The organism is Curtobacterium sp. SP.BCo, from assembly GCF_051903265.1.
Taxonomy (GTDB): Bacteria; Actinomycetota; Actinomycetes; order Actinomycetales; family Microbacteriaceae; genus Curtobacterium.
This window is the reverse complement of the sequence record NZ_CP194337.1, coordinates 2,123,115-2,140,133: the sequence shown is the minus strand read 5'-3', so window position 1 is coordinate 2,140,133 and position 17,019 is coordinate 2,123,115. Positions and strand designations below refer to the sequence as shown.

At 71.8% G+C, this 17,019-nt stretch carries 16 protein-coding genes; 11 read left to right on the top strand and 5 right to left on the bottom strand.

From position 1 onward, the window contains the following. Position 1 precedes the first annotated feature (1 nt). The 5 genes from ACRQ4B_RS10220 to ACRQ4B_RS10200 all read left to right on the top strand — a co-directional run bounded on the left by ACRQ4B_RS10220 (position 2) and on the right by ACRQ4B_RS10200 (position 4,721). Positions 2 to 379 carry a holo-ACP synthase gene (locus ACRQ4B_RS10220; RefSeq protein WP_439691339.1) on the top strand — a complete coding sequence of 126 codons (378 nt, stop codon included), beginning with the start codon at positions 2 to 4 and terminating at the stop codon, positions 377 to 379. A gap of 292 nt (positions 380 to 671) precedes the next feature. Continuing rightward, positions 672 to 959 (top strand): acyl carrier protein, encoded by a 288-nt coding sequence (locus tag ACRQ4B_RS10215; protein WP_439691338.1) that lies wholly within the window; start codon positions 672 to 674, stop codon positions 957 to 959. Beyond that, on the top strand, positions 956 to 2,176 hold the full coding sequence (locus ACRQ4B_RS10210) for an acyl-CoA dehydrogenase family protein (protein WP_439691337.1): 1,221 nt from the start codon (positions 956 to 958) through the stop codon (positions 2,174 to 2,176). Before ACRQ4B_RS10215 ends, ACRQ4B_RS10210 begins: the two co-directional genes overlap by 4 nt. Further along, on the top strand, positions 2,173 to 3,138 hold the full coding sequence (locus ACRQ4B_RS10205; protein WP_439691336.1) for an amino acid--[acyl-carrier-protein] ligase: 966 nt from the start codon (positions 2,173 to 2,175) through the stop codon (positions 3,136 to 3,138). Before ACRQ4B_RS10210 ends, ACRQ4B_RS10205 begins: the two co-directional genes overlap by 4 nt. Further along, entirely contained in the window at positions 3,135 to 4,721 is a 1,587-nt protein-coding gene (locus ACRQ4B_RS10200) for an alpha/beta fold hydrolase (RefSeq protein ID WP_439691335.1), read from the top strand. Before ACRQ4B_RS10205 ends, ACRQ4B_RS10200 begins: the two co-directional genes overlap by 4 nt. 10 nt (positions 4,722 to 4,731) lie before the next feature. Here the strand turns inward: ACRQ4B_RS10200 and ACRQ4B_RS10195 are convergent, their stop codons facing one another. After that, positions 4,732 to 5,658: an alpha/beta fold hydrolase gene (locus ACRQ4B_RS10195; protein WP_439691334.1), complete on the bottom strand. Its 927-nt coding sequence runs from the start codon at positions 5,656 to 5,658 to the stop codon at positions 4,732 to 4,734. A gap of 54 nt (positions 5,659 to 5,712) precedes the next feature. Next, positions 5,713 to 6,201 carry a peroxiredoxin gene (locus ACRQ4B_RS10190; protein WP_439691333.1) on the bottom strand — a complete coding sequence of 163 codons (489 nt, stop codon included), beginning with the start codon at positions 6,199 to 6,201 and terminating at the stop codon, positions 5,713 to 5,715. Between the two features lie 246 nt (positions 6,202 to 6,447). Here ACRQ4B_RS10190 and aceE point away from each other — a divergent pair, with 246 nt between their 5' ends. The 6 genes from aceE to ACRQ4B_RS10160 all read left to right on the top strand — a co-directional run bounded on the left by aceE (position 6,448) and on the right by ACRQ4B_RS10160 (position 14,167). Further along, positions 6,448 to 9,192 (top strand): pyruvate dehydrogenase (acetyl-transferring), homodimeric type, encoded by a 2,745-nt coding sequence (aceE, locus tag ACRQ4B_RS10185; RefSeq protein WP_439691332.1) that lies wholly within the window; start codon positions 6,448 to 6,450, stop codon positions 9,190 to 9,192. Positions 9,193 to 9,199: 7 nt separating this feature from the next. Further along, positions 9,200 to 10,426 (top strand): PucR family transcriptional regulator, encoded by a 1,227-nt coding sequence (locus ACRQ4B_RS10180; protein WP_439691331.1) that lies wholly within the window; start codon positions 9,200 to 9,202, stop codon positions 10,424 to 10,426. 103 nt (positions 10,427 to 10,529) lie between these two features. Further along, positions 10,530 to 11,471 carry an ACP S-malonyltransferase gene (locus ACRQ4B_RS10175; RefSeq protein WP_439691330.1) on the top strand — a complete coding sequence of 314 codons (942 nt, stop codon included), beginning with the start codon at positions 10,530 to 10,532 and terminating at the stop codon, positions 11,469 to 11,471. Beyond that, positions 11,468 to 12,472 carry a beta-ketoacyl-ACP synthase III gene (locus ACRQ4B_RS10170; RefSeq protein WP_439691329.1) on the top strand — a complete coding sequence of 335 codons (1,005 nt, stop codon included), beginning with the start codon at positions 11,468 to 11,470 and terminating at the stop codon, positions 12,470 to 12,472. The genes ACRQ4B_RS10175 and ACRQ4B_RS10170 overlap by 4 nt, the downstream gene beginning before the upstream one ends. A gap of 115 nt (positions 12,473 to 12,587) precedes the next feature. Beyond that, positions 12,588 to 12,836, top strand: a complete 249-nt coding sequence (locus ACRQ4B_RS10165) for an acyl carrier protein (protein WP_022903951.1) — start codon at positions 12,588 to 12,590, stop codon at positions 12,834 to 12,836. A gap of 86 nt (positions 12,837 to 12,922) precedes the next feature. After that, positions 12,923 to 14,167: a beta-ketoacyl-[acyl-carrier-protein] synthase family protein gene (locus ACRQ4B_RS10160; RefSeq protein ID WP_439691328.1), complete on the top strand. Its 1,245-nt coding sequence runs from the start codon at positions 12,923 to 12,925 to the stop codon at positions 14,165 to 14,167. A gap of 278 nt (positions 14,168 to 14,445) precedes the next feature. Here ACRQ4B_RS10160 and ACRQ4B_RS10155 read toward each other — a convergent pair whose 3' ends face one another. From ACRQ4B_RS10155 to ACRQ4B_RS10145, 3 genes are all read right to left on the bottom strand, one after another. Next, positions 14,446 to 14,946 carry a DUF3145 domain-containing protein gene (locus ACRQ4B_RS10155; protein WP_439691327.1) on the bottom strand — a complete coding sequence of 167 codons (501 nt, stop codon included), beginning with the start codon at positions 14,944 to 14,946 and terminating at the stop codon, positions 14,446 to 14,448. Positions 14,947 to 15,094: 148 nt separating this feature from the next. Further along, positions 15,095 to 15,898 carry a DUF1684 domain-containing protein gene (locus ACRQ4B_RS10150; protein WP_439691326.1) on the bottom strand — a complete coding sequence of 268 codons (804 nt, stop codon included), beginning with the start codon at positions 15,896 to 15,898 and terminating at the stop codon, positions 15,095 to 15,097. After that, positions 15,895 to 17,019, bottom strand: coding sequence for an AI-2E family transporter (locus tag ACRQ4B_RS10145; RefSeq protein ID WP_439694377.1), 1,125 nt, complete (start codon positions 17,017 to 17,019; stop codon positions 15,895 to 15,897). Before ACRQ4B_RS10145 ends, ACRQ4B_RS10150 begins: the two co-directional genes overlap by 4 nt.

The window sequence follows — 17,019 nt, the reverse complement described above, 5'->3', positions numbered from 1 at the left end:
CGTGACCACCATCCGGACGGGGACCGACCTCGCCGCCGTCGACGACGTCATCGTCGGCATCACCGCGCACGGCGAGCGGTACCTCGCCCGCGTGTTCACCGCGCGGGAACGCGCCGACGTCGGCGACGACCCGGAGCGCCTCGCCGCCCGGTTCGCCGGCAAGGAAGCCGTCCTGAAGCTCCTCCGGCCGGCGCCGACGGACGCCGTCCCGCTGACCGACGTGGCGATCGTGCTCGATGCGGTCGGGGCGCCGCTCGTCGAGCTGACCGGGCGCGCAGCGGAACTCGCCGAGCAGATCGGGTGCGAGGACATCGCGGTCTCGCTGTCGCACGAGCGCGGCCTCGCACTCGCGACAGCCGTCGCCCTCACCGCGTCCTGACGGCATCGGGCACGCACGTTCCTTCCCATCACGCGCGACCTGGGATGCCGTTCCGCGCACAGGGAGCAGGAAGGAACGGCCTCCTACGCGCGGAACGGCCTCCCTCGCGCAGAACGGCCTCCCATGCGCGGAACGGCGCCCCGGGCGGGACCACACGGCAGCCGGGAGGCGCGGGGCGGGGCCGCCCCACGCCTCCCGGCCTGTACGCCTGCTCAGCCAGGCCGCCGGGCCTGCGGTTTCGCGCACCCGCACGGCGGTTTTCCGGGCCGCTGTCCTCCTTATGGTTGCGGACATGGACCAGGACCCGACCACCACCGCGACCCCCGTCGCACTCGCCGACCCGACGACCGAACTGGCCGTCCGGCGCGCACTCGCCGACCACGGGCGGCTCACCGTCGACGCGATGGACGTCGCGTCGATCGCCGACCTGTACGCCCTCGGCCTGACGTCGCACGCGACCGTCAACGTGATGCTCGCGGTGGAGAACGAACTCGACGTGGAGTTCCCCGACTCGGTCCTGAACCGGTCGACCTTCGCAACGGTCGAGGCGATCACGGCCGCGGCGGAGCTGGCACAGTGATCGCGCCGGTCCTCGAGCGCCGCGAGCAGCAGACCACCGAGGCCACCGAGACCACCCCGCCGACGCCGGCGAAGGACCGGTTCGCCGCACGGACGGCCCTCGTCGCCGACATCGCCGCGCACTTCGCCGACGAGGTCGACCGCGACGCCCGTCCCCCGCGCGAGGCGATCGCCGCGATGCGGGAGCACGGGCTCCTCGCGGCGGCGGTCCCGTCGTCGCTCGGCGGTGAGGGCGCGACCCTCGCGGAGCTCTCCGTCATCGCGACCGAACTCGGTCGGGCATGCGCGGCCACCGCGATGGTCTTCGCGATGCACCACGGGCAGGCGATGGCGCTGTGGCGGCACGGCGGGACCGGCCGGGGCGTGACCGCGATGGTCGAGGCGGTCCGGGCCGGAGCGCTCGTCGCCTCGTCGACCACCGAGCGCGGCATCGGCGGTGACGCCCGTCGCAGCACCTGCGCGATCGAGGCGGACGCCGCCGGACGCATCCGGCTCCGCAAGGACGCCCCGGTGATCTCCTACGCGACCGAAGCGGACGCGGTGTTCGTCACCGCCCGACGCGACCCAGACGCAGCGGCGTCCGACCAGCGTCTCGTCGTCTGCCTGCCCTCCGAGACCACGCTCACCCAGACCTCGACGTGGGACACCCTCGGTCTGCGCGGGACGTGCAGCAACGGCTGGACGCTCGACGCCGAGACCCACCAGGACAGCGTGTTCCGCGACGACTACGCGGCGATCTCCGCGCGGACCGTCCTGCCGGTGTCGCACGTGCTGTGGGCGTCGGTGTGGCTCGGCATCGCCGCCGACGCCGCCGACCGCGCCCGCTGTGCGGTCCGCCGTCAGGCACGTGCCGCGGTCGGGCAGACGCCGCCCGGCGCACTCCGGCTCGCCGAGCTCCTGGTCGACCTGCAGGCGCTCGCGGACACCGTGCGGCACGCTGCCGACCGTTTCGACGCGGTGGCGGACGACCACGAGGTCCTCGAGTCGAGCGCGTACGCCCTCGCGGCGAACGCACTGAAGATCGGTTCCTCCGAACGGGTGACCGACCTCGTGACCAAGGCGATGCGGATCGTCGGCATCGCCGGCTTCGCCGCCACCGGGCCGCTCAGCGTGGCCCGACACCTCCGAGACGCCCACGGTGCCGCCGTCATGGTGAGCAACGACCGTCTCCTCCAGAACGACGCTGGACTGGCACTCATGACCGGAGCGATCCTGTGACCATCACCGAACACCCCACCACCGCCGACAACGCCGTCGACACCACCGCCGACCTCGACGCGGCCCGCGCGGCGCTGCGGGCTCGCCTGCTCGCCGACGGCGTCCTCATCGACCTCGGCTCCCCCGGCCTCTACGGCCGCACCGGCGTCTTCGAGCGGGTGTACTCCGCCGTCGACGCCGCCGCGGTGCGGAGCCAGTCGGACCTCGACTCCGACGTCCTGCGCTTCCCGCCCGTGGAGTCCCTCGCCGCCTTCGAGCGCACGGACTACATCGCGTCCTTCCCGGACCTCGCCGCGTCGATCTCCGGCTTCACCGGCGACGACCGCACGCACCGTGCGCTGCTGGCCGCCCGGGAGCGGGGCGACCGCTGGGAGTCCTTCCTGCAGCCGGCCGACCTCATGCTCACGCCCGCGGTCTGCCACCCGGTGTACGGCCTGGTCGGCGACACGGTGCCGCAGACCGGCCGGTACTTCGACATCGTCGGTGACTCGTTCCGCCGCGAGCCGTCGCTCGACCCGATGCGCCTGCAGGCCTTCCACATGCACGAGTTCGTGCACATCGGCACCCCAGCCTCGGCGAAGGAGCACCGTGACGGTCGCATCCCGGTGATGCGCGCGTTGCTCGAGTCGTTCGGCCTGGCGATCGACGTGGTCCCCGCGAACGACCCGTTCTTCGGCCGGGTCGGCAAGATGCTCGCCCGCAACCAGGTCGAGCAGTCCCTCAAGTTCGAGTTCGTCACACCCGTGTACGGCCCCGACCACGAGCCCACCGCCATCAGCTCGGCGAACCTGCACGAGGACCACTTCGGCACCTCGTTCGGCATCCGCACCGCCGACGGCGAGGTCGCCCACAGCGCGTGCCTGGCCTTCGGCCTCGAGCGCATCACGATCGCCCTGTTCGCTGCCCACGGCACGGACCCCGACACCTGGCCGACGGAGGTCCGCACGGCCCTCGCGCTGTGAGCACGCACCACGGCTGGTCCGGTGCACCGGCGCTCCGGGTCGCGGTGCAGCTGCCGCCCGCTGCGCGTGCAGGCGTCGTGATCTGCCCGCCGCTCGGGCAGGAGGGCGTCATCGCGTACCGCACGCTCCGGCTGCTGGCGGACCGCCTGGAGGCGCGGGGCGTGGCCTCGGTGCGCTACGACCCGTCCGGACGTGGGGACGCCGCACCCGACGCCCGCCCGGACGCGCAGGTCCGGTCGGCCGAGCACGCCGCAGCCCTGCTGCGGTCGACCGGCATCGAGCAGGTGGCCTTCGTCGGCCTCGCCTCCGCGGCGCTGATCGCCGCGACCGCGGCCACCGGAGCCGACGGCCTGGTCCTCTGGGACGCGCCGGCGTCCGGGCGGGCCTGGCTGCGCGGCCAGCGTGCGCTCGCGACGATGACGTTCGGGTCGGACCGGGTCGTCGACGGCGTCGAGAGCCTGGTCGGCATCGACCTCGAACCGGTCGAGGCGGACGTGCTCGCCGCGATGACCTACCCACACCGCGAGGGTCCGACGGTGGCCCTCGTCCGCCCCGGAAGCCGACCGCCACGCGGTCTCGGCGACGTCGCCACGACCGAGGTGACCGGGAGCGCCGAGCTCCTCGACGGGTCGAGTCTCGTCGCGACCATCCCGGGCAGCGCGGTCGACACGGTCGTCGCCTGGGTCGATGCCTGGGCCCCCACGACCGCGCACCCCGTCGTGCCGCCGACCCTGGACGAGGTCCTCGACGTCGACGCCCGCGTGTCCGAACGGATCGTGCACTTCGGCCCCGACGAGCTCTTCGCCGTCGAGACGGTCGCGTCCGGACAGTCCGAGGATGCGCCGGTCGTGGTGCTGCACAACGGCGGCGCCGAACACCGTGTGGGCGTCGCGGACTTCCAGGTCGCCCTGGCCCGCGGACTCGCTCGCGACGGTGCCCGCGTCGTCCGGGTCGACCGTCGTGGCACCGGCGAGAGCTCCGCGGTGGAAGAGGACGAACGCGCGCTGTTCTACACGCAGGAGTGGCTCGACGACCAGTCCGCGGTCATCGGCTCCCTGGGCACCCCGGCCGACCGGCTCGTGCTCGTCGGGATGTGCGCGGGCGCCTGGGTCGCCGGCCGGGACACCGCGGACCCCCCGCGACTCGTCGTGGAGATCAGCCCGAACGACTACCGACGGAACACCGCGGAACCCGGCACGTACGCCGAGGCGCTCCGCGTCGTCGCGCACCCCTCTCCGTTCCGGCAGCGGGTGCGCGGCTGGTGGAACGCCGTGGTCCCCGAGCCGGTGCGGGAGCGCGTCGCCCGGCGAGGCAGTCACGGCGGCGTCGTGCAGCACGTCCGCCCGCTCGTCGAGCACGGCACCGACGTGGTCGTGATCGCGGCTGCGGAGGACGCCGAGCTCTTCGACCGGCTCGGCGGCCGGCGCGCCGAGCGCCGTTGGTCCGGCGACGGTCGTCAAGGTCGGCTGCGGGTGGTCCGGGTGGCGGACGGCGACCACGCGCTGTTCTCGCCGGTGATGCGCGAGCTGGTGCAGACCGAGGTGCGGTCCCGCGTCGCCGAGGCCTTCCCGGTCCGCGCCTGAACCGCGCCCGTCAGACGAGGTCGAGCGCGCGGGCGACGGCGTCCGGGTGCTCGACGTGCGCGAAGTGCCCGCAGTCGTCGAGCAGCACCGTTCGCGCCTGTGGCAGGAGTCCGCGCAGGGCGTCGAGGTCGGAGACCCGGGCGAACACGTCGTCTCGTCCGGCGACGGCCGTCACGGGGCACGTGACGGCGCGCCAACGCCCGAGGTCGTAGGCCGCGGCGGAGCGCGCCGCGCCGAGGAACGCGGTCGGCCGGAGTTCCTCGACGAACGCGTCGAGCACGCTCCGGTCCAGCCGTCGCACGTGGGTGAACACCGGGCTGGCCAGCAGCGGCAGCAGACCGACCCGGGCGAGCCCGCGGAGCAGCGGTCGCGCGGCCTCACGGGTCACGGCGAGTCCGGCACGGAGCAGCGCGAACGCGGGCAGGCGCAGGACCCCGCGGAACGGGTGCCGAGCCGCCGCGGCGGTCGCGACGGTCGTCCCGGAGACGAGTGCCACCGAGCGCACGCGGCCGGGTGCCCGCACGGCGAGGTGCACCGCGACGAACGCGCCCATCGAGTGGCCGACGACGTCCACCGCCCGGACCCCGAGCGCGTCGAGCACCTCGGTCAGCACGGCGGCCGCCGGGTCGGTGCCGAGCGGCTCGGTCGGCGCCGGCGACGCACCCCAGCCCGGCAGGTCGACGAGCACGAGCCCGCGGTCCGCCACGCCCGACGCCGCACGGAGGAGCGGCGTCCACGTCGTCCACGAGCCGGCGACGCCGTGCAGCAGCAGGAGGGCGTCCGGACCGGGACGGTGGTGCACGACGACCGGGCCGACGAGGGTCGGCACGACCGTCCGGCTCAGCCCCCAGGCGGCGGGGTCCACCCGCACCGGGAACGGCGCGTAGGGGTCGGCGGTGACCGCCCGCGCGGGCGGGTCGGTGTCGATGGCGTGCACCGTGCCTCCAGTCGGTCCGCGACGCGTCAGCGTCGTCCCGGAGGATTCGGAACGCTAGCCGACGGCGACGGGTGCGGCGCAGGCCGCGAGGCGGTCGAGCGCCGCCCGGTACTCGGTGACGTCGCGCGCGAGGCCCGGCTCCGAGATGATCGAGGCCTTGATGCGGCCCTGCACGTCGATCACGAACGTCGCGCGGGTGGCGAAGCCCTTCTTCTCGAGGAAGACGCCGTACTCCTTCGACACCGCACCGTGCGGCCAGAAGTCCGCCAGGAGCTCGAAGTCGTAGCCGTTCGACTCGGCGAAGGACCGCAGCGTCGCCTTCGAGTCGACGGAGATGCCGATGAGCTCGACCCGCTGGTCCTGGAACATCGCGATGTTGTCCTGCAGGGCGCAGAGCTCGTTCGTGCACGTGGACGAGAACGCGAGCGGGAAGAAGACGAGTGCGACCGGGCGGGAACCGCGGAAGTCGCTGAGGCGGACGTGCTCACCGAACTGGTTCGGGAGTTCGAAGTCCGGCGCGAGCGAGCCGATCTCCAGTGCCATCAGTGCGTTGCTTCTTCCTCGGGCGTGGGGTGTGCCCGGTGTCCTCGCGCACGCACGGGTCGCGTGTGCACGATCGGCAATCGTACGCCGACGCGTCGTGATTGCAAGCACCGGTCGGGATGCGTGCGGTCAGGCGACTCGTCGGAGGTGGGGCCTAGAGTGGACTGCGGTTCCCACCGCCGGTCGCGACCCGATCGATCGGTGGACCACCTATGTCCACCACCACGAGAACGAACGAGGTCAAGGGTGACGGTGAACGACCAGGACCCGTACAGCCACGGCAGCAGCGACCAGGACCCGGAGGAGACCGCCGAGTGGCGTGAGTCCCTCGACGGCCTGGTGCAGACCCACGGCCACCAGCGCGGCCGCGAGATCATGCTGAGCCTGCTCAAGCGGTCCAAGGAACTGCACCTCGGTGTGCCGATGGTCCCGACCACGGACTACGTGAACACCATCGCGCCGGAGAACGAGCCCGAGTTCCCGGGCGACGAGGAGCTCGAGCGCCGCTACCGCCGGTGGATCCGGTGGAACGCCGCGATCACCGTGCACCGCGCGCAGCGTCCCGGCATCGCCGTGGGCGGCCACATCTCGACGTACGCGTCGAGCGCCGCCATGTACGAGGTCGGCTACAACCACTTCTTCCGCGCGCAGGACCACGCGTCCGGCGGCGACCAGGTCTTCTTCCAGGGCCACGCCTCCCCCGGCATGTACGCCCGCGCCTACATGGAGGGCCGGCTCAGCGAGGACCAGCTCGACGGCTTCCGACAGGAGAAGTCGCACGCCGGCGGCGGCCTGTCGTCGTACCCGCACCCGCGCCTCATGCCGCACTTCTGGCAGTTCCCGACCGTGTCGATGGGCATCGGCCCGATCAACGCGATCTACCAGGCGCAGCAGGCCAAGTACCTGTCCAACCGCGGCATCAAGGACGCCTCCGACCAGCAGGTCTGGGCGTTCCTCGGCGACGGCGAGATGGACGAGGTCGAGTCGCGCGGGCAGCTCCAGGTCGCCGCGAACGACGGCCTGGACAACCTGAACTTCGTGATCAACTGCAACCTGCAGCGACTCGACGGTCCGGTCCGCGGCAACGGCAAGATCATCCAGGAACTCGAGGCGTTCTTCCGCGGTGCGGGCTGGAACGTCATTAAGGTCGTCTGGGGCCGCGAGTGGGACGACCTGCTCGCCCGCGACACCGAGGGCGCGCTCCTCAACCTGATGAACCAGACGCCGGACGGCGACTACCAGACGTACAAGGCCGAGAACGGCGCGTACGTGCGCGAGAACTTCTTCGGGCGCGACCCGAAGGCGCTCGAGCTGGTCACGGACTACACCGACGACCAGATCTGGAACCTCAAGCGCGGTGGCCACGACTACCGCAAGGTCTACGCGGCGTTCAAGGCGGCGACCGAGCACAAGGGCCAGCCGACCGTCATCCTCGCGAAGACGGTCAAGGGCTACGGCCTCGGCCCGAGCTTCGAGGGGCGCAACGCGACGCACCAGATGAAGAAGCTGACGCTCGACAACCTCAAGCAGTTCCGCGACGAGATGCGCATCCCGATCTCCGACGCGCAGCTCGAGGAGAACCCCTACACGCCGCCGTACTACCACCCGGGCAACGACGACGAGGCGATCCAGTACATGCACGAGCGCCGCCGTGAACTCGGTGGCTACGTGCCGGAGCGCCGCACCAAGTACACGTCGTTCACCCTGCCGGAGGACGCGAAGTACCAGGTCGTCAAGAAGGGCTCCGGCAAGCAGGAGATCGCCACCACCATGGCGTTCGCCCGACTGCTGAAGGACCTGCTCCGCTCGCCGGACTTCGGCGACCGCGTGGTGCCGATCATCCCCGACGAGGCACGCACGTTCGGCATGGACGCGTACTTCCCGACGGCGAAGATCTACAACCCGAACGGCCAGCACTACACGTCGGTCGACCGCGAGCTGCTCCTGGCGTACAAGGAGAGCCCGCAGGGCCAGATCATCCACGTCGGCATCAACGAGGCGGGCGCCCTGGCGGCGTTCACCGCGGTCGGCACCTCGTACTCGACGCAGGGCGAGCCGCTCATCCCGGTCTACGTCTTCTACTCGATGTTCGGGTTCCAGCGCACCGGCGACGCCATCTGGGCCGCCGGCGACCAGATGACCCGTGGCTTCATGATCGGCGCGACCGCCGGCCGCACGACGCTCACGGGCGAGGGCCTGCAGCACGCCGACGGCCACTCGCTGCTCCTCGCGACGACGAACCCGGCCGTGGTGTCCTACGACCCCGCGTACGGCTACGAGATCGGCCACATCGTCCAGTCCGGCCTCGAGCGCATGTACGGCACGAACGAGGACGGCTCGCCGAAGCACGCCGACCCGAACGTCATGTACTACCTGACGGTCTACAACGAGCCGATCGTCCAGCCGGCCGAGCCGGAGGGCGTCGACGTCGACGGCATCGTCAAGGGCATGTACCTGCTCAAGTCGAGCGAGCACGACGGCCCGAAGGCCCAGCTGCTCGCGTCCGGTGTCGCGGTGCCGTGGATCCTCGAGGCGCAGCAGCTCCTCGCCGAGGACTGGGGCGTGTCGGCCGACGTGTGGAGCGTCACGAGCTGGGGTGAGCTGTACCGCGACGGTCTCGACGCGGAGCAGCACGCGTTCCTCAACCCGAACGAGGCCCCGCGCACCCCGTACGTGACCGAGCGCCTGCTCGGCACCGAGGGCCCGGTCGTCGCCGTGAGCGACTTCATGCACGCCGTGCAGGAGCAGATCCGTCCGTTCGTCCCGACCGACTACGCCACCCTCGGCGCGGACGGCTTCGGGTTCTCGGACACCCGGCCGGCAGCCCGCCGCTTCTTCCACATCGACGGCCCCTCGGTCGTCGTGCGGACGCTGCAGCAGCTCGCGAAGCAGGGCAAGGTCGACGGCGCGCTCGTGCAGCAGGCGATCGACAAGTACCGCCTGCACGACGTGACCGCCGGCACCACGGGCAGCGCCGGCGGAGAGGCCTGATCTCCACGTGACGACGGTCCGACCGGACGCCGAGAGCCAGGAGAGCGCGCGCGAGCGGGCGCTCTCCTGGCTCCGTCAGGTGTCCGGGGAACTCTCCACGGCGACGATCAAGCGCCTCGAGGACACCCTCCCCTGGTACAGCGAGATGCCCCCGGGCCGTCGCTCCGCCGTGGGGCTCGTGGCCCAGGCCGGGATCACGTCGTTCATCAGCTGGCTCGAGGGCACCGCGTCGACGCCGTGGATCGCGGCCGCCGACGTGTTCGGCTCCGCGCCCCGCGAACTCCTCCGCTCGGTGAGCCTGCAGCAGACGCTCCAGCTCATCCGCGTGGTGGTCACGGTCGTCGAGGAGCGCGCCAAGGACGACGAGATGCTGCAGGAGGCGATCCTCAAGTACTCGCGCGACATCGCCTTCGCGGCCGCCGACGTCTACGCCCGGGCGGCCGAGGCCCGCGGGCTGTGGGACGCCCGCCTCGAAGCCCTCGTGGTGGACTCGATCCTCTCCGGCGAGTACGACGACGAGCTGCCCTCACGCATCGCGGCGCTCGGGTGGCACGGCCACGGCGAGGTTGCGGTGCTGGTCGGCAACGCGCCGAAGCAGCTCGAGGTCGACCAGATCCGCCGGACCGCGCGGCACATGGACGCGGACGTGCTCATCGGCGTGCAGGGCTCCCGGCTCGTCGTGGTGATCGGCCGGGCCACGCCGCGGGACGACGTGCCCGAGGGCGAGGAGCCCGTCTCCTTCACGGCGATCGCGCAGGCGCTCGAACCGTCGTTCGGCGAGGGACACCTGGTGCTCGGCAACGAGGTCCCCGGTGTGGTCGACGCGTCGACGAGCGCGAAGGGCGCCCTCGCCGGGTTCGCCGTCGCGCGCGCCTGGCGTGGCGCACCCCGGCCGGCGCTGGCCGACGACCTGCTGCCCGAACGTGCGCTGGCGGGCGACCCGCTCGCCCGGTCCGCCCTCGTGCAGCGCATCTACGTGCCGCTCAAGGACCAGTCCACCGAGCTGCTCCAGACCCTCTGGTGCTACCTCGACACCGGCCGCTCGCTCGAGGCGACGGCTCGCGAGCTCTTCGTGCACCCGAACACGGTGCGCTACCGGCTCCGTCGCGTGGCGGACATCATCGGGTGGGACGCCACGCACGCACGCGACGCCCTCATCGTGCAGTCGGCGCTCATCCTCGGCGCGATGTCCGAGTCGACCGCCGGGCGGCGTCGCATCCCGCACCGCCGGTGAGCACGGCAGCGTCCGCGTCCGGTGGGAACCTCACAATGTCGAGCGGACATCGCTGTGGGAAGTCCACACGGGAACGACACCCGGTGACCGGCAGGATTGTCCGGTGATCGTCGTCGTCGCGCCCGGACAGGGCTCCCAGACCCCCGGCTTCCTCGCCCCCTGGCTCGAGGACGCTGCCGTCCGTGACCGTGTGGGGGCGTGGTCCGAGGCCATCGGCGTCGACCTCGCGAAGCACGGCACCGAGTCCGACGCGGACACCATCAAGGACACCGCGCTCGCGCAGCCCCTCATCGTGGCCGCCGGACTCGTGACCGCCGACGCACTGCTCGCCGACGGCCGTCGTGCCCTCGTGGGCGGTGTCGCCGGGCACTCCGTCGGCGAGTTCACCGCCGCCGGCGTCGCCGGGATCCTCGAGCCGACCGACGCCGTCGCCCTCGTCGCCGAGCGCGGCCGGGCCATGGCGGACGCCGCCGCGCTCGAGCCGACCTCGATGGCCGCCGTGCTCGGCGGCGACGCAGAGGCCGTCGCCGCGGCCCTCGACCAGCACGGACTCGTGCCCGCGAACCACAACGGTGGCGGACAGACGGTCGTCGCCGGCTCGGCCGACGGCATCGCGGCCCTCGCCGCGGACCCGCCCGCGAAGGCCCGCGTCGTCCCGCTCGCCGTGGCCGGTGCGTTCCACACCCGGTACATGGCCTCCGCCGTGGATCGCGTCGCCCCCGTGGCCTCCGCCGCGACGGTGCAGGACCCGACCCTGCCGATCTGGACGAACGCCGACGGTTCCCGCGTCGACGACGGCCGACGATTCGTCGACCTCATGGTCCAGCAGATCGCGAACCCCGTGCACTGGGACGCCGTGATGGAGTCGTTCTCCGCCGCCGGCGTCACCGGCATCATCGAACTCGCCCCGGCCGGTGCCCTCGTCGGCCTGGCGAAGCGCGGCCTGCGCGGCACGCCGACCGTCGCGATCAAGACCCCCGACGACCTGCCCGCAGCGATCGACCTGCTGCAGCGCGCTGGCCAGGAAGCAGACACCACCGCATGACCGACCGTCCCACGCTCGCCCAGCGACGCGGCCACGAGTTCACCCGCATCCTCGCCTTCGGCGCCGCCCGCGGCGAGAACGAGGTGCCCAACGACGACCTCGTCGGACCGATCGACTCGTCCGACGAGTGGATCCGCCAGCGCACGGGCATCGTGACGCGCAAGCGTGCCGGCCAGGACGTCGAGGCGGTCGACCTCGCCGAGGTCGCGGCGCGCGAGGCGATCGCGAAGGCGGGCATCGAGCCGTCGCAGATCGGCGTCGTGCTGGTCAGCACCGTGACGCACACCGTCGCCACGCCCTCGATGGCGTCGCTCCTCGCCGAGCGCATCGGTGCGACCCCGGCGGCCGCGTACGACGTCAGTGCCGCCTGCGCCGGGTACGCGTACGGCATCGCCCAGGCCGACTCGTTCATCAAGTCCGGGCTCGCCGACCACGTCCTCGTCGTCGGGGCCGAGAAGCTCAGTGACGTCGTCGACCCGACCGACCGCTCGATCTCCTTCCTCCTCGGCGACGGAGCCGGTGCCGCCGTCGTCGGCCCGAGCGACTTCCCGGGCATCGCCCCGACCATCTGGGGGTCCGACGGTTCGAAGTGGGACGCCATCGGCATGACGGCGACCTACAAGGAGTGGGAGGCCGGCGCCCCCCGTCCGACCATGCGGCAGGCGGGCCAGACCGTGTTCCGCTGGGCCGTGTGGGAGATGGTCAAGGTCGCTCGCGAAGCACTCGAGACCGCCGGGGTCCGCCCCGAGGACCTCGCCGCCTTCGTCCCGCACCAGGCGAACATCCGCATCATCGACGAGTTCGCCAAGCAGCTCGGGCTGCCCGAGTCCGTGGCGATCGCGCGCGACATCACCACCACCGGCAACACCTCGGCCGCGAGCATCCCGCTCGCGACCCACCGTCTGCTCGAGGAGAACCCCGAGCTGTCCGGCGGCCTCGCCCTGCAGATCGGCTTCGGCGCCGGTCTCGTCTTCGGCGCCCAGGTCGTCGTCCTCCCCTAGTCCACCCCGGTCGCGCACCCGCGCGGCCACTCCCGGATCAGCCTCCGGGCGCGAGCACGCTGCGTGCCCTAGGCTGGTCCACGGTCAAACGACACCCCCCTCAAGGAGAATCCCCATGGCCCTGTCCAACGAAGAAGTCCTCGCCGGCCTGGCCGAGCTGATCAACGACGAGACCGGCATCGCGACCGACACCGTCGCCGCCGACAAGTCGTTCACCGACGACCTCGACATCGACTCGATCTCGATGATGACCATCGTCGTGAACGCCGAGGAGAAGTTCGACGTGAAGATCCCCGACGAAGAGGTCAAGAACCTCAAGACCGTCGGCGACGCCGTCGACTACATCGTCAAGGCGCAGGCCTGACGCGAACTTCCTGAGCGCCGCGGCCGCGGTCATCCCCGGCCGCGGCGCTCATCTCGTTCCATCCACACGAAAGAACACGTCGTTCCATGACCAACAAGACCGTCGTCGTCACCGGGATCGGTGCCATCACGCCCCTCGCCGCGACCGCCCCGGAGACGTGGGAGGCGCTGCTCGCCGGCAAGTCCGGCATCACCCGCATCGAGGACCCGCGCTACGCCGAGCTCGAACTCCCCGTCGAGTTCGCCGGCCAGGCGCGTCGCTTCCTCACCGACCAGCTCACCCGCCCGGAGACGAAGCGCCTCGACCCCTCGTCGCAGCTGTCGCTCGTCGCCGCACGCGAAGCCTGGGCCGACGCCGGCATCGACGCCGAGTCCGTCGTGCCCGAGCGCCTCATCGTCGACTGGGCGACCGGCATCGGCGGCGTCAACACGCTGCTCGACGCGTGGGACACCCTGCGCGAGAAGGGCCCGCGTCGCGTCATGCCGATGACGGTGCCGATGCTCATGGCGAACGGTCCCGCCGCCGCCATCGAGATGGAGTTCGGCGCGCGCGGCGGTGCCCGCACGTACCTCTCCGCGTGCGCGTCGTCGACGGAGTCGCTGGCCGAGGCCTACCGCCACGTGGCGAGCGGCGACGCCGACATCGTCATCACCGGTGGCGCCGAGGCTGCCCTGCACCCGCTGCCCCTGGCGGCGTTCGCGGCGATGCAGGCCCTGTCCCGCCGCAACGACTCCCCCGAGACCGCTTCGCGTCCGTACGACGTGTCGCGTGACGGCTTCGTGCTCGGTGACGGTGCTGCCGCGCTGATCCTCGAGACGAAGGAGCACGCCGAGGCCCGCGGCGCGAAGATCTACGCCGAGGTCGCCGGTGCCGGCATCACCTCGGACGCCTTCCACATCACCGCACCGGACCCCGAGGGCAGCGCCGCCGCCCGCGCGGTCCTGCAGGCGCTCGAGCACGCCGGCGCCTCCCGCGAGGACGTCGCCCACGTCAACGCGCACGCCACGTCGACCCCGGTCGGGGACGTCGCCGAGTACCACGCCATGCGTCGCGTGTTCGGGGACCACCTGGACGACATCGTCGTGTCGGCCACCAAGGCGTCGACCGGTCACCTGCTCGGTGGTGCGGGTGCGATCGAGGCGGCCTTCACCGTCCTCGCGCTGCACAACCGCCTGGCGCCGCCGACGATCAACCTGACCCAGCAGGACCCGGAGATCGTGATGGACGTCGCGACGGCGCCGCGCGAGCTGCCCGCCGGCGACCTGCTCGCGGTGAGCAACTCCTTCGGCTTCGGCGGGCACAACGCAGTCGTCGCGTTCCGCAACGTGTAGTCACGTCGGGCGCGTCACGCGCGTCCCCCGGGCCTGGAGGCCCGTCCCGCGTCGCGGGGCGGGCCTCCGCTGGTTCCATGGCCGGTTCCGGCGCGGCGCCGCGCTGCCCGAGACTCGGCGTGGGCGACACTTCTCGGGCGTCGACGCGCAAGGAATGTCGCCCAGCGCGAGACTCGGTGAGACGGGGGCGAGACTCGGCTGCCCCGCCCGAACGCGCGAACGCCGCCCGGACCGGAGCCGGACGGCGTTCGTGACGAGGGAGGAAGGGTGCGGGCCGGTCAGCCGACGCGGTGCAGCCAGACGACGGGGTTGCCCTCGGCCGCGTGCCGGAAGGGCTCGAGTTCGTCGTCCCATGCCTGACCGAGCGCCAGACGGAGCTCCCGGTGCAGCTCGAGGGCGTTGCTGCCCGCGACCTCCATGGCGTAGCGGACCCGGTCCTCGGGCACGACCATGTTGCCGGTGACGTCGGTCTGCGCGTAGAACACCCCGAGGTCAGGCGTGTGCATCCAGCGTCCACCGTCCGATTCGGCGGTCGGTTCCTCGGTGACCTCGTACCGGAGGTGCTCCCAGCCGCGCAGGGCCGACGCGATCGCTGCGCCCGTGCCGACCGTGCCGGTCCAGGTGAACTCGGTGCGCCGGGCACCGTCCTGTGCCGGCTGGTCCAGCCACGAGAAGTTCACGGCACGGCTCATGGCGCGACCTGCCGCCCATTCGACGTGCGGGCAGAGCGCGCGTGGTGAGGAGTGCACGTAGAGCACCCCGGTGGTTGTTCCGTTCACGATTCCTCCGCTTCGTCAGGTGCGACTTCCCCATCGACCTGTTCTGCGGAGTGTTCGTCCGGAATCATCGGTATCCGATTGTGATGTCCTGGCGGACACGCCCATTATGCAGCCTGCGCGCTGGGAACGCCAGACACCGTGGCGCGACTCAGTGGAAGACGTGTCCGTCGGCGTCGACGGGGTGGCGCTCCCCCGCGGTGATCGGCACCGGGATCCGGTTCTCCGCCGGCGGGATCGGGCAGGCGAACTGGTACGAGAACGCGCACGGCGGCAGCACGAGCAGGTTCCAGTCGAGGGTCACGTCGGCCGCCGTTCCCGGGTCGTCGAGGTACAGGAAGCGGCCCATCGAGTAGGTGCTGCCGGGGTCGTCCTCGCCGAGCGCGCTCGTGGCGTCCTGCACGATGAGCTGCAGTCGTGCGGAACCGCGGAACACGGCGGACCGCACCGCGAGGAGTCGGACGGTCGCGCTGCCGACGGCCGTCTCGATGTGCCCGGCCACCTCGAGCGGATCGCCGGCCGCGTCGAGGACGCTCCCCGGTGCCTCCAGGCCGGAAACCGGCGTGTACCTGCCGGACGTGCGCCACGCGTCGGACCGGTCGAAGCGTGCGATGCCGGCGAACCGGGCGATCGCGTCGGACGCGGGGTCCCACACGCGGAGCGTGCCGCGGGACACCGTGCCGGCCAGTCCGTCGGGGAAGGCCACCGAGGACGCCACGACCGCTTCGTCGCCCACGACGAGGACCGTGCCGTCGACCGGGACGCCGTCCACGACGACACCGTCCGCAGCCGTGGCCGTGACGGTGAGCCCACCGGGAGCGGGCGCCCACCGACCCGGCACTGGCCACACCGACTGCTCGAGGTCGACGTGCTGCGCGTTCACGAGCGCGAGCGGACCCCGAGGACCCCGCGCCCAGCGCTCCCGCCCGGCGACGTGGTCCTCGTCCGTGGTCACGACTGCTCTTGCCGCGGGTAGATGACCTTCTGCACGATGATGATGATCGACGCCGCCACCGGCAGGGCGACCAGGGCACCGAGGACCCCGCCGATCGTGCCACCCGCGACCGCTGCGATGACGACGAGGGCACCGGGCACCTGGACCGCGCGGGACATGATGCGCGGCGAGATCAGGTACGCCTCGACCTGCATGTAGACGAGGTAGTAGACCGCTGCGGCGAGGGCCGTCGCCGGCGAGGCGAACAGGCACAGCAACGAGATCACGATCGCGGCCGCGAGGGTCCCGACCAGCGGGATGAGCGAGCCGAGGAACGCGAACGACGCCAACAGCACCGGCAGCGGGGCACCGATGATGAGCAGGAACACCAGGCTCAGGATGCCGTTGATGAGCGCCTGCGAGATCTGGCCGACCACGTAGCGACCGACGGCCTGGGTGATCTGCTCGCTCACGTCGATGAAGTTCTGACGACGCGACGCCGGCACGAAGCGGTAGGTCATCGACTTCATGCCGCGCATCGACGCGAGGAAGTAGAGCATGAGGATGATGACGATCACGGCGCCGGTCAGCCCGGACAGGATCCCGCTGCCGACCGCGAGGATCCCACCGCCCAGGCTCAGCAGGTTGCTGGGGTTCTCGACGAAGGACTGCACGGACTGCAGCGCGTGGTCGAGGTCGAACGACCCGGAGAACTGGTCGGAGAGGTCCTGCACCCACTCCTGGTTCGAGATGTCCCGCACGATGTCCGGGAAGTTCTGGATGAGGTTCGTCGCCTGCTGCACGAGGATCGGCACGACGGCGAAGACCACGCCGGCGAACGCTGCGAGGACCCCGACCACGACCACCGTGATGGCGACCCAGCGTGGCACGAACCGCTCCAGGAACGACACGAGGGGGTCGATGCCGAGCGCCAGGAACAGCGCGACGCCGATGTACACGAGCACCGTGGAGAGCTGGTTGACGATCGACCCCGCGACGAGGGCGACCAGCACGCCGATCGCGCCCATGAAGCCGATCCGGAACGCGTTGACGCGCACGCCGGTACCACCACGGGTCACCTCGAACGTCACGTTGGGCGTCGGGCTGTGGTCTTCCTGGGGCGCTTCGCGCTTTCTCGGCAA